Annotated in this window: 13 protein-coding genes; 3 read left to right on the forward strand and 10 right to left on the reverse strand. The window is 62.1% G+C overall.

The genetic code is table 11. The features are described from left to right. Position 1 precedes the first annotated feature (1 nt). The 9 genes from ACFWAD_RS03070 to ACFWAD_RS03110 all read right to left on the reverse strand — a co-directional run bounded on the left by ACFWAD_RS03070 (position 2) and on the right by ACFWAD_RS03110 (position 10,493). Positions 2-1,819: an ABC transporter substrate-binding protein/permease gene (locus ACFWAD_RS03070; protein WP_378541284.1), complete on the reverse strand. Its 1,818-nt coding sequence runs from the start codon at positions 1,817-1,819 to the stop codon at positions 2-4. A gap of 151 nt (positions 1,820-1,970) precedes the next feature. Next, positions 1,971-3,170: a zinc metallochaperone GTPase ZigA gene (gene zigA, locus ACFWAD_RS03075; protein WP_378541286.1), complete on the reverse strand. Its 1,200-nt coding sequence runs from the start codon at positions 3,168-3,170 to the stop codon at positions 1,971-1,973. Positions 3,171-3,269: 99 nt separating this feature from the next. Continuing rightward, complete coding sequence (gene nthB / locus ACFWAD_RS03080) at positions 3,270-3,908, reverse strand: nitrile hydratase subunit beta (protein WP_378541288.1); 639 nt, start codon at positions 3,906-3,908, stop codon at positions 3,270-3,272. A gap of 26 nt (positions 3,909-3,934) precedes the next feature. Continuing rightward, entirely contained in the window at positions 3,935-4,558 is a 624-nt protein-coding gene (gene nthA / locus ACFWAD_RS03085) for a nitrile hydratase subunit alpha (RefSeq protein WP_042450854.1), read from the reverse strand. A 73-nt stretch (positions 4,559-4,631) separates the two neighbouring features. Further along, a complete protein-coding gene (locus ACFWAD_RS03090) occupies positions 4,632-6,197 on the reverse strand; it encodes an amidase (RefSeq protein WP_378541290.1) in 1,566 nt (521 codons plus the stop codon). Between the two features lie 114 nt (positions 6,198-6,311). Continuing rightward, a complete protein-coding gene (locus tag ACFWAD_RS03095; RefSeq protein WP_378541292.1) occupies positions 6,312-7,718 on the reverse strand; it encodes a substrate-binding protein in 1,407 nt (468 codons plus the stop codon). Positions 7,719-7,762: 44 nt separating this feature from the next. Then, positions 7,763-8,131 carry an ArsR/SmtB family transcription factor gene (locus ACFWAD_RS03100; RefSeq protein WP_378541294.1) on the reverse strand — a complete coding sequence of 123 codons (369 nt, stop codon included), beginning with the start codon at positions 8,129-8,131 and terminating at the stop codon, positions 7,763-7,765. Positions 8,132-8,246: 115 nt separating this feature from the next. Beyond that, positions 8,247-9,308: a phenylacetaldoxime dehydratase family protein gene (locus ACFWAD_RS03105; protein WP_378541296.1), complete on the reverse strand. Its 1,062-nt coding sequence runs from the start codon at positions 9,306-9,308 to the stop codon at positions 8,247-8,249. Positions 9,309-9,512: 204 nt separating this feature from the next. Beyond that, positions 9,513-10,493: a helix-turn-helix domain-containing protein gene (locus ACFWAD_RS03110; protein WP_378541298.1), complete on the reverse strand. Its 981-nt coding sequence runs from the start codon at positions 10,491-10,493 to the stop codon at positions 9,513-9,515. A 176-nt stretch (positions 10,494-10,669) separates the two neighbouring features. Between ACFWAD_RS03110 and ACFWAD_RS03115 the strand changes: the two genes are divergently transcribed. Genes ACFWAD_RS03115 through ACFWAD_RS03125 form a run of 3 tightly spaced genes read left to right on the forward strand, consistent with a single transcriptional unit; the run spans position 10,670 to position 14,549 of the window. Next, on the forward strand, positions 10,670-11,305 hold the full coding sequence (locus ACFWAD_RS03115) for a TetR/AcrR family transcriptional regulator C-terminal domain-containing protein (RefSeq protein ID WP_378541300.1): 636 nt from the start codon (positions 10,670-10,672) through the stop codon (positions 11,303-11,305). Positions 11,306-11,341: 36 nt separating this feature from the next. Continuing rightward, positions 11,342-12,847, forward strand: coding sequence for a class I adenylate-forming enzyme family protein (locus ACFWAD_RS03120; protein WP_378541302.1), 1,506 nt, complete (start codon positions 11,342-11,344; stop codon positions 12,845-12,847). A 10-nt stretch (positions 12,848-12,857) separates the two neighbouring features. Then, the gene (locus ACFWAD_RS03125; RefSeq protein WP_378541304.1) at positions 12,858-14,549 is read left to right on the forward strand and encodes an acyl-CoA dehydrogenase family protein; all 1,692 of its coding nucleotides are present in this window, start codon (positions 12,858-12,860) and stop codon (positions 14,547-14,549) included. Here the strand turns inward: ACFWAD_RS03125 and ACFWAD_RS03130 are convergent. Continuing rightward, positions 14,546-15,424: a LysR family transcriptional regulator gene (locus ACFWAD_RS03130; protein WP_378541306.1), complete on the reverse strand. Its 879-nt coding sequence runs from the start codon at positions 15,422-15,424 to the stop codon at positions 14,546-14,548. The genes ACFWAD_RS03125 and ACFWAD_RS03130 overlap by 4 nt on opposite strands. Between the last annotated feature and the right edge of the window lie 9 nt (positions 15,425-15,433).

A 15,433-nucleotide genomic window follows, 5' to 3' on the forward strand; every position in this document is an offset into this window, starting at 1 on the left:
CTCAGCCCCTTTCCACGACGATGGCCTGCTCGAGCGGATCCAACGTGCCTGAGGTGTCGGCGCGTCCAGTCCGGAGTCGGTTGTCGATGTAGTTGACGAGGTGCGTCAGCGGGATGGTCAGAGCAAGGTAGAACAAGCCTGCCGCGACGAGCGGGGACAGGCTGCCGGTCTGGGCGTTGAGATCGCGTCCGACGGCAAAGAGTTCCCGCTGGGTGACGAGCAGACCGAGGAAGTAGATCAGCGACGAGTCCTTGATCAGCGAGATGAACTGGTTCATCAACGCCGGCAGAACGCGTCGTACACCCTGCGGGATGACGACCAGCGACATGGACTTTCGGTAGCTGAAGCCGAGGGCACGGGAGGCTTCGAGCTGCCCGGACTCGACACTCTGGATACCGGATCTGAAGATCTCACCGATGTACGCCGACGCGAGCAGCGACAGCGCCGCGACACCGAGCCAGTACGGATTGCTGCCGGTGATTCCCTTGACGATCGGCCCGACGCCGAGCCCGATGATCAAGATGATGACGACGGCGGGCAGGCCACGGAAAATGTCGGTGTAGACGCGGGCGGGCCAGCGCAGCCAACGGGTTCGCGAGATACCGGCGACAGCGAGCAGCATGCCGAGGATCGTGCCGATGATGCCCGACGCGAGCGCGAGGATCAGGGTGTTGGGCAGACCGGTCTTGAGGAGATCGGGGAATGCCTTCTTGTACAGATCCCAGTCGAAGAACGTGTCCTTGAGCTGTTCGAGCGTCGACTTCGGTTGATACGACGCGGTATCCCCACCGTCGCCGTTGGCTGCGTTTTCTGCTGCGATGGCTGCGAAGTCGGGCAGTTCCGGAGTGGCCGCGGCCTTGGATCCGGGCTTCCAGCCTTCGGGGAGTTGGCGCGGCACCCAGTCGGCGTACAGCTGAGACCAGGTTCCGTCGTCGATGACTGCGTCGAGGCCGGAGTTGAGGGCGTCGATCAGCGGCTGGTTCTCCTTGTTCACCGCCCAGCCGACGAAGTTGTTGACCGAGAAGGTGTTCTGGATGATCGAGGTCGGATCACCGGGAGCGATCGCGCCTTCGGCCTGCTGAGACGGAGCTACCCAAGCGTCGATCTGTCCGGACTTGAGGTTCGCGTACGCCGTGGCGTAGTCGGGGAACTTCACGGGATCGAGCTTGAGCGTGTTCACGACGTAGTCGTCCTGAACGGTTCCCTGCACGACGCCGATGCGCTTGGATGCGTCCAGGTCGCCGAAGCCGGTGATCGCGCTGCCGTTGGGGACCACGAGGGAGAAGTAACCGAAGTCGTAACCGTTGGTGAAGCCGACGGTGTTGCGACGGTCGTCTGTGGTGGTGATGGACGACGAGCCGACGTCGAAGCGTCGACCGGCAACCTGGGCGAGTAGACCGGCGAACTCGGTGCCGACGAACTCGACCTTCAAGCCCAGCTTGTCCGCGACGGCCTTGAGGAGTTCGTTGTCGTAACCGGTGTACTGGTTCTCGGAGTTGACGCAGATGCTCGGGGGCGCGTCACCGAGCGTGCCGACCGTGATGACCCCGGGTTTGATCAGATTCAGCTTCGAGGTGTCGATCTGATTGACCGGTGTGACGGTGGCCGTGGTGTAGCGGTCTTCGGCGCCCGCACCCGCTGCCGCATCCAGGTTTGTGGGCGCCGCGGTTGCGGCTCCCACTCCTGGAGGTGCACACAGGTCTGTGGGGGCTGCCGACGAATCCGAGCCACTCGAGCACGATGACAGAGTCAGCGCCAGGAGGGCAGTGAGGAGCAGTGCCACCACCAGGCGGATCTTCGCTGCGACGGAAGAAAACATGCGAGCAGCGTAAACCTAAGGGTAGCCATTTCTCCGTGTAGAACTGTTGACAGTTTTCGGACAAGCGGCCGTTGCGCTGCGGGCTTGCCTTCAAATCAGCGTGATTTTAAGTATCGCCAGGTCGGGGAAACTCATTCCGAAGTGATCGAGATCAGACGGTCTGGCCGGTATAGCCGGCGCCCAGGGGGTCGCTCCAGGTGGTCCACACGTCCGGCCCGAGTTCGATCTCGGCTGTGGTGAGCAGACACGCGTCGAGTTCTCGGTGCAGTCGAGACGGGTCGATGGCTTGGCCGATGAAGACGAGTTCTTGTCGGCAGTCTCCAACAGGTTCTTCCCACTTGTCGAGGATTCCGTCACGACGGTAGTCGTCGGCCGGCCACTCGTCGCGGGGTAGAAACTTCCACCAACGGCCGACGTATCCGTGGCGAATGAGATGACCGGCCTGAGAAATACTCCCGATCTCGGTGAACCGGCCGGCATTCCAGTAGTAGCCCTTGGCGCGAAGTAACTTTCCGTTGGTCCACTCGCTGCTGAGGAAATCATGCAGCCGTTGGGGGTGGAAGGGTGCGCGCTCGCGGTACACCACCGAACTGATTCCGTACTCTTCGGTTTCGGGGATGTGTTCACCCTGGAGTTCTTGTAGCCATCCGGGGGCCTGCGCCGCTTTCTCGAGCGAGAACAAACCGGTATCGAGAATCGTGTCGAGTGGGATGCGTCCGAGCGTCATCGGCACTATCGAGGCAGTTGCATTCAAAGATCGTAGGACCGCGGTCAGCTCGATCAGATGCTCCCGCGAGACCAGATCGGCCTTGCTCACCAGGATCACATCGGCGAATTCGATCTGATCGACAAGCAGATCCGCGATGTCTCGTTCGTCTTCCGGGGCACCGGCTTCGACGCGGCCCCCAGCCTTGTAGTCGCGCAGAAAACTGTGGCCGTCGACGACGGTGACCATGGTGTCGAGTCGGGCGACGTCGGCGAGGGCGTGGCCGTCGGTATCGATGAATGTGAACGTTTCTGCGACGGGCAGCGGTTCGGAGATGCCCGAAGATTCGATGAGTAGGTAGTCGAATCGGCCATCGGCGGCCAAGGCACTGATCTCGGAGAGAAGATCCTCTCGCAGAGTGCAGCAGATGCAGCCGTTGGTCATCTCGACCAGTTTCTCCTCGGAGCGACTGAGCGAAATCTCACGCTCGACTTCTGCACTGTCGATGTTGATTTCGCTCATGTCGTTGACGATCACCGCAACCCGACGACCCTCCCGATTGCGCAGGATCTCGTTGAGTAGTGTCGTCTTCCCGGCGCCCAGGAAACCTGACAGCACCGTGACCGGAAGTCGTGTGTCGACCATGATTTCCAGTGTCCTTCCGAATGAGTGAATCGATGTGGGGAGACGGCGGTCATGCGAAGCGCTGTGATCGCATGACCGCCGCCCGGAATTGCTGGAAGATCAGGCCGCCGGCTCGAGGTAACCCTCGAAGAGGTCGACCACGACGCTCCCACCATCTGTATCGCTGCCGAACAGTTCCTCCGCAGCGAACGTCACGTGGTACGTGGGTTCTTCACCGGCGTCGTTGCGGCCGTGACCGATTGCGTCGGGGAACGGCCACTTTTCGGTGGTCCGGTGAGCGATGGTCCCCACGCGTCCTCGGCAGTACGCAGGCATTCGAATATGCCCGGGAACGTATTCGTCTCGCACGCGTACTCGCTGACCGACCTCGAAGGTTGTTGTGTCGGCGCGAGCCGGTCGCCCTTCGGATTCGCTGGGGCGTGAGAGTGGGAAGGGGCCTCCCGCAAGGCTTTCGAGCTCGTCCTGCGTCAGGATTCCCTTTTCGACCATCAGTGCTGCGACGCCGATGACGTATCTCTCGTAGTACGGGGTCATCATGTAGTGGCGGGGCTCCATCCGCTCGACGACGTATCGAACTTCGTCGACGCTGAATGCTCCGAGTTCGGCGACACCGGCGAACATCAGGCTGTACGGCAGATGTTCCCACTCGGCGTGGAAGGTGGGGCCGATGTCGGCGTTGACGGTATGCGGGACTTTGCCGAAGCCTTGAACTCCGGCAAGATCGTGTACTCCATCCATGGTGTGCTTCTTTCTTGTCGGGGTGATCAGACGGTGGGGACCTGCGGGACTGCGACGCCGATCAGGCAGTCCTTGGTGACGATCTCTTGAAGCTGTTCCTGGCTCCAGCCTTCGGTGCCTGCGGGACGTTGCGGAAGAACCATGTAGCGAGTTTCGGCGGTGGTGTCGTAGACGCGGATCTCGACGTCCGACGCGATTTCGGTTCCCATCTCGGAGAGAACCTTCCGTGGCTCACGCACCACTCGCGCACGGTATTCGAAACTCTTGTACCAGGTAGGGGGCAGGCCGAGAATGGGCCATGCGGTGCATGAACACAGCGAGCACACGATCACGTTCTTGAGGGTCGGGGTGTCTTCGACTGCCACGATGTATTCGCCCTGGGGGCCCAGATATCCGTACTGGGCAACCGCGGCGGTACCGTCGGTGAGAAGCAACTGCCGGAACTCGGGGTCGGTCCAAGCCCGCGCGACCAATTCCGCTCCGCGCCTTGGACTGAAGTCCTCCTCGAAGGTCTTCTTCCATCCCTCGACGTAACCGTCGGGTACCAATCCCTTACCGTCGAGTGCGCGGAACAGGGCCCACGCGCGATCGGAGACCGGCGCCTGGGCCGGTGCGGCGTTCTCCGTTGTGTGGTCGATCGTTACTGACATCTGGTTCACCTTTTCTATGCGGGCTGATCATGTGTGAATCGGTGGAATTTTTTGTGCAAGTGCGGATACAGAACTAGGTGAGGCTGAGTTGTGGTGCAGAGCCAGAGATGTGGTCGGCAGGCGCCGGAAACGCGCCGCGAAGCTTTTCGAATGCGCGCCCGACCCGGAGGACCGTCGCATCGTCGAAGGTCTTGCCGGTGATCATCATTCCGACCGGAAGCCCGTTCACCAGGCCGGCGGGAACGGACAGGGACGGGTGTCCGGTCACGTCGAATGGTGCTGTGTTGGCGATCATCCCGAGAGCCTTCGTGATGAAGGTTGCGCGATCCACGTCGTTCGCCGGCAATTCGGATGCGACGTAGGGCAGTGTGGGCATCACCAGGACGTCGAACTGTCTCAAGGCAGTGTCGTAGGCGGCGCGGGCGAGCGGTACCAGGTTGCGAGCTTTGCCGTAGCTCGCGCCGCCGAGGGTGGTGATGCCGTGGTGGCCGGTCAGCGCCACTAGTTTGACGGTTTCGGACAGAGCGTCGGCGTGCTGAATGCGTCGAGAAGCAAAGTGTGCCATCAGTTCCGGATCGTACAAACCTTCGGCGTTCATGCCGTATCCGTTGCCGTCCAACATCTGGTAGGCACCACCATCCGTGGCGATCACGTTCCAGATATGGAAAGCATGCAGGTGCCACGGGATGCTTACTTCCTCTACCGTGCAGCCGATTTCGCTCAAACTGTGTGCCGCTGCGCGGACTGCGTCGTCGACCTCGGGTTGTGAGACCGCGTGCCCGAAACCTTCTCGAACGATTCCGATTCGCAGGCCGTCCACGTCGGAGTCGAGGGTGGACAAATAGTCACCTGCTTCGACACTGTCCGGCTGACGTGGGTCGTTGCCGTCGCGGCCGGCGATGACCGAAAGCATCAGTGCGGCATCGTGGACCGTGCGTGTGATGGGGCCGAGGTGGTCGATTGTTCGCTCGATGGGAAATGCCCCGGTATACGGGACGAGCCCGAACGTCGGCTTGTGTCCGACGACGCCGCAGAATGCCGCCGGGATCCGGATCGATCCGCCCTGATCCCCACCGATGGCAAAATCGACGTCACCGTTTGCGACGAGAGCCGCACTGCCACCGGATGATCCCCCTGCTTCGCGCTGCGAGTCCCATGGGTTGTGAACCGGCCCGCTTGCCGGCGTGAAGCTCGAGCCGGAGAAACACAGGTCCTCACACACGGCTTTGCCTGCGACGGTCGCCCCGGCCGCCAGTAGCCGACTGACGACAGTTGCATCGCGAGACGGGGTGAACCCTTCTACTGTCCGAGACCCGTTCATCATCGGAACTCCGGCCACGGTCACGTTGTCCTTGATCGCCACCCTTCGGCCGGTCAGGACGCCGTCCGACGTCGGCGGGATGCTTGTGGTCACATACCAAGCGCTCAAAGGATTTTCGCTCGCAGTTGGCACCTTGTGCTCGCGTGACGTGGTCGGCGGGGTTGCCTCGTCGGCGTACAACTGGTCGACGACGTCGTAGGAGCCCAGTGCTCCGTCGATCAGTGCCGGCCACTCGAGCCGGGCTGATTGGTCGAGAGTGATGCCGTAATGGCTTGCGGCGGTGTCTATTGCATTGTCGTCAGGTCGGATTGTCGCCATGAGAAGTGTGCTCCTGATGTGATCGGCTTCACTTGTCTTTCAGACTAGGGCCGGATCCATAATTGCGTCAATAGGTATCGACATATTGACTCGTTAAGTTCGGGTTACGCGCGCTCAGAGAGAGCGGGGGTACAGGCGCCCACGGAGTGATTCAGCGAGCAAAATCGGTCGATGCAGTGGAACACCGGTGTTCGTAGAGCTTTTCGACGTCGTGACAAGCTGCCGAAGTACTGTTTCCGGATCGCCTGCCGACGTTCCTTCGGCTGCGCGTGCGTAAGCGATGATCGCTTCGTACGTTGTCTCCGACAGGGAACTGAGCGGAGGCAGGAGTTCGTTCGAGCTCGCGCTGTATCGCTTTTCGAGGTCGTGATCGCCGGCTGCGGATTGAAAGTAGCCGAATGCCGCCCAGACTCCGTCAGCATCGGAATTGCCGATGAGCTGCTGAGTGGCCTCGTCGAGGACCAATGCAAACGTCCGCGTGGTGGCCCGCAGTCCGTGCTGGGCGCATTGTCGTTCGAAGAAGACCTCGTCATGGCCGACCAGGGTGGAAAGAATCAGTTCGGCCCCGGAGTCGGCTATCGACTCGATGATGCGTGAGAAGTCGGTTGTCCCCAACGGTACGTAGATTTCGCCGGCCACCGAACCTGTGGATTCGGCGATCACACGCCGGGCCGCCCAATGTGCTCCGAACGACCACGAATACTGCTGGCCGACCAGGAACCAAGTGCGAGAACCGGTCTCGGACATCATTGCGGGTATACCCGCTCGCGTCTGGTCGAGTGGTCGCTCACCCAATCGAAGGACTCCCGGACGCGATCGACCTCCCTCGTTGAGAACTGTGTGCACCAACAGCACACCGGTGTTCAGCAAGGCAGATGCAGCGGCATTGAAGGTCGACGATGTCACGCACGCGAAAACGGCGCGACATCCGCTTTTCACCAATCGCAGTGCGGTCGCCGCTCCGGCCGCCGAGTCGGAAGCGTCATCGCCTATTATCAAGTCGACGAGAACGCCGCCGACGCCGCCGTCGGCATTGATTTCTTCCACGGCCAGGGCTGCGAGTTGTTCTGTTGCCTGGGCGAATACAGCTGCCGGGCCGGATTTGCTGACCAGCAGCCCGATCCGATGTCGGTCGGAACGCGGAGGTTCGGGTGGAGCGAATCCGCGCTTGTTGGCAAGCCAGGAAATGCCGTCCTGATCGAGGCTGGACTCGAGAACGATCCTGGTCCCGGTGCCGTCGGGAAAGAACCGGATCGTCAGGCGGCCGCGCCACGGTTGGTGGTGCACGATTACGACCGATCGGCCCCGCTTCACGCCGGCGACGTATCCCAACAGCGTGATCGGCATTCCGGCTAGATCTGCGCGTGCGCCGTCGCCGACTGGAAGGGAGATGGCGGCAGCGGCCCCGACCGTCAGTTGCTCACATTCGAGTTCGAGCAGTTGCCCCGTTTCGAGGCGCTCGAAGGCTGACCCTGGTGGGTCGGTCGTCACGATCTGTGCCGTTACGGAGAGACCTGGCACGTTCTACTTCCTGCCTGAAATAGGTGCTGGGGCTCAATAGGGCCTCACGCCCGGCGACGCACCGAAGCCGCGTCGGAATCCTCAGTCGCCGTGGTCGGCAACTCGGAGGCGTTCGAACCTGTTTCCAGCGCTCGCCCGAGGACGTCGCGCAGGAACTGGAGTGCATCGTTGGCGGGCCCCGACGGATCTATCGAGAACAGGCGATGACGTCCTTGACGCCGTTCGACGATCACTCCGGACAACCGCAGCGCCTTGAGATGTGTGGATACCGTGGTGCGACCGACCGTCGAAATTTGATCGCTGATGAAGCCCGCGTTGCACTCGCCGTGGGTAGCCAGCGTGTCGAGAATCTGTCGACGCACTTGGTCGGCCAGCACAGCAAACGCCAACTCTTCGTTTCGTTGAGTAGTCACTGTCTGCTGTCCGCGCTTCCTCGATGGCCTCCACTGAGATATGTCGACACTCGTCAACATATCTCGAGTTGCCTCCGAGGGAAAGAACGTGGCCGAAGATTTCCGGCGACTTCGGTCAGTGCTCGGTGGTGGTCACCGCGTCGCGCAGCATTCCGGTCGCGGGATGACAATTGACGTACTCGTACAGCTGATCGGCGCCATCGAATACCGAGACCTCATGGTAGAGGCGTAATTTCGACAGGCCCTCGGCCACCCGGAAGAACGTCGTGAAGATCCGTAGATGGGTCGGGTGGGATTCCGACCACCGTTCGAGTTGGTCGAGGGAGGCCCAGTGGCCGATGTTGTAGCTCAGGTCGAGGAAGTTTCCGTCGATGTCGATGTTGCGTACGAATCGGTTGCTGTAGCACCCGACGGCCGGGCCGTTGTCGCGGAGGAAGTCCATGCCCGATTGAAGAGTGGGCAGGATTTCGTCCAGGTAGAGGCTGCGCTCGTCTGCTTCCGCGTCGGCCCAGTCCTGCCCGGACCTGATCAGTGCGATGTTGTCGTGTCCCCGCACTACTACGCGTCCACCTGCGGCGGGGTCACCGGCGACGACCCGCAGTTCGCCCGAGGCCTGCATCCAGTCGGTCTGGGAGATCGGAAACCGCTCGCGCATCGAACCCCAGTAGCCGTGCTCGTTGATTTCGCCGCTGACACCGCCCATGACAGCTCCCACCCCGGGGAGGTCGTCTTGGAACGCGTAGAGCGTTTCGAATTGTTCGGCTCTCGGTGCCACGATCTCGCGGAAGAACCCCAATCCGTCCGACAGGCGGTCTTCGGACTCCCACCAGGAGGCCACTGGAGGTGATGTGCTCCAACGATGTTGGGAAGAAACATCTTTCCAGTAACCGACCACGATCAGGTTCTCGTAGCCCTGGCTGTCGATGTGATGGGTGAGATCGTGGTGTGCCGGTCCGTCCGGCAAGTCGAAGCCGGCGACGATATCCCGCATCGCCTGCAGTGCTGCCGGGCGCTGATCCTCGCTGCGGAACTGCACGCCGAGATAGCCCATCACGACCTGGTGCAATGTGTCGTCTGCGCGCCCGACCCACATGGGAAACGGTGGCGTATAGGTATCCGGAACCCGCCTGGTCAGAGTGCGCGGGCATTGAAGGTGTTCGCCGATTGCAGATTCCATGAGTGCTCCCTGTGATGTAGGTGGTCGAATCGGGTGCCTGGCACTTGGCAACGCCGTGCCGAAAATCTACGCCCGCTCAGCCGAGCAAACTTGGCCGTCAGCGCCCGATGCTTGGCCTACCGTGCCAAGAATTGTGGATACGCTTCGGCGACAGAGAATTTTGAAAACCATGTTCAATGGGTAAGTGTCCGAAGATGTTACAGATCAGCGGGTAGTACTTGTGGGGGCCGCTGCTTGCGACCGGTATCGCCGCGGGCTGATCCCGAATTCCGCCTTGAAGGCTCGACTGAAGGCGGCCAGGTCGGTGAATCCCCAGCGGTGAGAAATCTGGGTCAGCGACCGCTCTACTCCGTTTCGTTGCACGATCTCACGACGGCAACCGTCGAGTCGACGGCTGCGAATCGACCGTGACACCGTCGTGCCGTGTTCGGCGAAGGCTCGGTGCAACTGGCGAATGGAGACTTTGACCGATCCCGCGATGTCCACCGGAGACAGGGCCGGGTCTGCGATGCGGGCGTCTATGACCGACAGGGCGGATTCGTAGAGGCTGGTTCGCCGCGAGGTGATCGGTCGCGCAGTTGTGTGAAGAACGGACTTGACCAGGTTGCCGATCTCGTTGACGACTTCCTCTTCGTCTCCGCTTGCGTCGGACGTCATGCGGACGGAGGCAAGATCGTGAAGAAAGCGACCAAGCAGGCCACTCAGGCCCGCATGTCCGTCGAAGGCAATGGCGGTCAGGCTCGTGACCTCCGCGTCGCTGAGCGACAGGTACGACCGTGGCCAGGTGAACACCTCGAGTCCCCAGATGCCGTCGTGTGCGTGTCCCTCGATCTGCCAATCGAAGGGGCGCGTGGTGTCGTACAGGACGTAGTCGCCACGTCGCAGGACGCATTCGCGGTCGTCTTGGCGCACTACCGCGCTACCGCGGCGGATCATCCCGATCTGCAGATAGTCCGCGCCGTCGCTTTTGATGAGGCTGTTGCTACGGACTATTCGTTGTTCCATCGATTGAACTGCGGATACCCGAACGTGTGCGAGTTGGGCCGAGTGGACGGCCCCGCTGAATCGATCGCCGTCTTCGATATCGGACACGTCGAGCGCGACAAAATGCTCGCGCAACAAATCTGCCCAGTCGCCCGTGAGAGTCGTGCGTGTGGGCAGGGAGAAGCCGGATCGCGCGAGCATTGCAGGGCGCCTCCTCGCAGAAAAGCCGAAGTTCTCGGGTGCTCGATGTTCAGAGAGTAATCCCGCACATCAGACATGTCGATAGAAGTCGACATGTCATCGCGTCGGGAAGAAATTGTTTGCCATACAAACAACACCGAGTTATTGTTTGTCGTACAAACAAGTAGGAGTTCGTGATGGTCACCGAGGCAGTTCCCGCAGCGCGCGCGACGCGTGAGTCGGGCAAGCAGACGCGCATGGCGCTGTTCAACGCCGCAACCGAGCTGTTCCTCGAGAACGGCGACAGCGTCTCCATCGCGCAGATCTGCACGGCCGCCGGCGCCCATCCCAACCAGGTGACCTACTACTACGGCTCCAAAGAAAAGCTGTTCGTCGAGGTGGCATGCGCGGCCGTTCTGCGCGCAGGCAAGCGCGCCGAGGTCGATGCCGCCGACGCCGACACGGTCGGCGATTACACCGAGAAGCTGGTCGGATCCCTCCTGGGCTCGGGCGCTCCCAGCGTCGAACTCTTCGTGGAAGCGATGATGATGACGGGTCGTCGTGGTGAACTTCGCGACCTGATCTCCGAAACGCTTCGCACTCTGCACTCCTCGGGCGAAACCGCCCTCCTCCGTACCTTGATCCGCACCGGCTGGCAGCTGCGCGCGGGCATCGACGTCGAGTCCAAGGCCTTCTGGTCTGCGATCTTCGGCCTCGTCATCCAGAAGACTGCCACCGGCGAAAGCTTCGGCTACTCCCTCGAGGAGGCGGTTGCCGTCATCTTCGCCACCCTCCAGATACCCGACGCCGTACTCAACAGCTCGATGGAATGAACTCTCTTCGAGCGTGATTCTCCGACAAGGACTTCGATGAATATCGTTCGCGTATTCGACAGCAACGTCACCAAGACCCCGGACAAACCCTTCCTGATCGCAGGCGGTCACGATCACACGTACTCCCAGGTTCAGGATGGAAGTCGCCGTGCCGCGGGCTATTTGCAGACGCTGGGCGTGCAGCCGGGTGACCGCGTCGCGCTGATGTGTTACAACACTCCGGGATTCGTGTACGCGATGCTCGGTGCCTGGCGCTTGGGCGCCGTCGTGGTCCCCATCAATCACAAGATGCAGACGCCCGAAGTTGCCTACGTGCTGGAGCACGCGAAGGTGTCGGTGTGCGTCTTCGACGGCGAGTTGTCGCCGGTTGTCGGTCGATTGGAGACGACAGCCAAACTGATCAGCACAGACTCTGTCGCAGACGGTTTCGACTTCTTCGACGACGCCATCACCCGCCAGGAGGGTGTTGACGGTATCGACATCGACGAGAACGATCCGGCTGAAATCCTCTACACCTCGGGGACTACCGGCTCGCCCAAGGGCTGCGTCCACAGCCACCGCAACGTCGTCGGTGTTGCCGTCACCGCGGCCCTCGCCGTGTCGACGACTCGGGACGAGCGACTGCTCATGGCCGTCCCGATCTGGCACGCTTCCCCGCTCAACAACTGGTTCATGTCCACGCTCTACATGGGCGGAACCGTCGTGCTGCTGCGCGAGTACCACCCCGTCAAATTCCTGGAAACTGTTCAGGAACAACGTATTACCCTTTGCTTCGGCCCGCCGGTCATCTACACCACTGCACTCAACCTCGTGCCGAACTTTGCCGACTACAACCTCGGAAGCGTTCGTGCATGGTTGTACGGCGGCGGGCCGATCGGTGCGGATGTCGCGCGGCGGCTGGTGGAGTCGTACGGCACCACCGAATTCCGGCAGGTCTACGGCATGACCGAGACCGGGCCCGTGGGCACTGTTCTGTACCCCGAAGAGCAGTTGAGCAAGGCGGGCTCGATCGGCCGCGTCGCGCTGGCCGGCGTCGACCTGCGCCTGGTTGCCGATAACGGTGCCGACGCGGAGCCCGATCAGATCGGTGAGATCTGGCTGCGCGCCGACACCGTCATGCAGGGGTACCTCGACGACCCCGCTGCCACGAAGGCTGCTTTTGCCGACGGAGGTTGGTATCGCACCGGCGATCTGGCGCGCAAGGATGTGGACGGCTACCTCTTCATCGTCGACCGTGCGAAGGACATGATCATCACGGGCGGTGAGAACGTCTATTCCAAGGAGGTCGAGGACGTGATCTCCGGCCACCCGGACGTCGTCGACGTCGCCGTTGTCGGAAAACCCAACGAAGAATGGGGCGAGACCGTCGTCGCGCACGTCGTCTGGCGTGAACCGGATGTCATCAGCGCCGACGACATCAAGGACTACCTCTCGGACAAGTTGGCGCGCTACAAGATTCCGCGTGAAGTGGTGTTCGCGACGATTCTTCCGCGTACACCGACCGGCAAGATCCAGAAGCACCTCATCCGCGCAGCGAGCTGAAAGGCCTGTCATGACCGATATTTCCGAGAAGACCGTCACCCACCCGGCTCCGCATCGCACCCATGCAGTGCTCAACCAGTCGGTACCGCGCACGGACGTCAACGAGTTCCTGCTCGATACGGTCCTGGCCGAAGGCGTCGCGCGCCACGACGCCGATTGGGCCACCAGTGAACTCACCGATATCGGTGAACTGGTCGGCAGTGCCGGGTTCCAGCACGACGCCGAGCTGGCCAACACCGTGATCCCCGAATTGAAGACCTTCGATCGCTGGGGAAACCGCATCGACGAGGTCGAATACCATCCGTCGTATCACCGGATCATCTCTGCTGCCGTTGCGCACGGTGCCCATACGTCTGCGTGGGCTGACCCGAAGCCGGGTGCCAACGTGGCACGGGCCGCGGCATTCATGCTTTTCTCCCAGGTCGAACCGGGCCACGCGTGCCCCATTTCCATGACGCACGCCGTGATCCCCTCGCTCGAGCTGCAACCGGACGTGGCCGCCATCTGGACGCCGCGAGCCCTATCGCGGAGCTACACCCCCGAATTAGACGCTCCCGGAAAGGCATCCGCGATCTTCGGAATGTCGATGACGGAGAAGCAGGGCGGCTCCGACGTGCGAGCCAACACGACCATCGCCAAGCCGGCCGGACGTGGCGGCCCGGGTGCGGACTACCTGCTCACCGGACACAAGTGGTTCTGCTCCGCGCCGATGTCCGACGCCTTCCTGGTCCTCGCTCAGGCCGAAGGTGCTGCCGGCGAGGGACTTTCCTGCTTCCTTCTCCCCCGCATTCTGCCGGACGGAACACGCAACGTCTTCCGTATCCAGCGTCTGAAGAACAAGCTGGGCAACAAGTCCAACGCGTCGTCCGAGATCGAACTCGACGGCACCGTCGGCACCATGATCGGTGAACCGGGACGCGGTGTGCGGACCATCATCGAAATGGTGTCCCAGACGCGACTCGACTGCATCCTTGGCAGCACGGCAGGTATGCGTCAGTCGCTGGCCGAAGCGGTGTGGCATGCACGGCACCGCAGCGCTTTTGGTGCCGTCCTGGCAGATCAGCCGGCCATGACGTCGGTGCTTGCCGACCTGGCTCTCGAATCCGAGGCCGCGACCATCACCGCTCTGCGATTGGCCCGTGCGCAGGACGAGGACGCGGACGAGCAGGAGAAGGCTTTCCGCCGACTCGCGACAGCTGTTGCGAAGTACTGGATCTGCAAGCGCGGTCCGCACCACTCCTACGAAGCGCTCGAATGCCTGGGCGGCAACGGCTACACGGAGGACTTCCCGCTCGCCCGTCGTTACCGTGAGCAGCCCGTCATGGCCGTGTGGGAGGGGTCGGGCAACGTCATCGCACTCGATGTCCTGCGCGCCATGACCCGTGAACCCGATTCCGTTGCCGCCTTCGACCACGAGGTCAACCTCGCTCGCGGCAACAACCCGGTCCTCGATCAGCACCTCGATCGGGTACGACGCCAACTCGGTGAGCTCGCCACGATGGCACCCGCCGACGCGCAGTTCCGCGCTCGGACCGTCGTCGAGGCTATGGCGTTGGCACTGCAGGCTTCGCTCATGGTGCGCCACTCCCCGGCCGCCTCGTCCGATGCGTTCATTGCCGCTCGCCTCGGCGCCGACCGTGGTCACGAGTACGGAACTCTGCCTGTGGGAACAGATTTCGCCGGAATTCTCGCGAGAGCCTAAGGCTGCTCCCTCAGTACCCTCGTGACGGTGTGTACTGCCGGCGTCGGATTGTTCGGTCGCCATGCCATAGCGATTTTCAGTGTGGGCGTGGCTCCGGCGATCGGCAGGTACACGACCCCCTCCATGGACAGATGCGCCGTCGACTCCACGACGACGGCGATCCCGACCCCCGCTCCGACCATGGCCAACAGGCTGTACGGATCGGGGGCCTCGTGCGCGACGGTGGGTGTGAAACCTGCTGTGGCGCAGACGGACAATGTTGCATCGCGCACCACCGAGCCGTGCTCGGCGGGATATATCACGAATCGTTCGGTTGCGAGGTCTTCCGGTGACACCGAGTCATGGGTACTGAGGTGATGCCTGGCCGGAACCGCGACCATCAAGGTTTCCTCGCGCACCGTGTGAGTCTCGAATCCGCGCGGAATGGGCAGGCCGACGATGCCCATGTCGAGGGTTCCGCGTCGGAGAGCGTCGAGCACTTCACCCGAGTACATCTGCGGCCGTAGGTCCAGTTCGATTCCCGGATGGGAGTCGGCCAGTGACCGTGTCAGGGCCGACAGGACGGTGTAGCCGCCTGTTCCGCCGAAACCCACTGTGACACGGCCCGTCTCGCCGGTCGACGCGGCCGATGCGATATCTCGTACGACGGCGATCTGCGCTTCGATGATCCGAGCTGGCGTGACCAAGGCTTCGCCTGCGGCGGTCAATTGCACTGATCTGGTGGTCCGGATGAACAGGTCGGTGCCGAGTTCGCGCTCGAGCGCGCGAATGGTCTGGCTGAGCGGGGACTGCCCGATGTGGAGTCGCTCGGCAGCGCGGCCGAAATGAAGTTCGTCGGCGACTGCGAGAAACGCGCGAAGTTGACGAAGTTCCACGTCTCTACT

The sequence above is a fragment of the Rhodococcus sp. NPDC059969 genome, from assembly GCF_042738325.1.
Lineage (GTDB): Bacteria > Actinomycetota > Actinomycetes > Mycobacteriales > Mycobacteriaceae > Rhodococcus_F.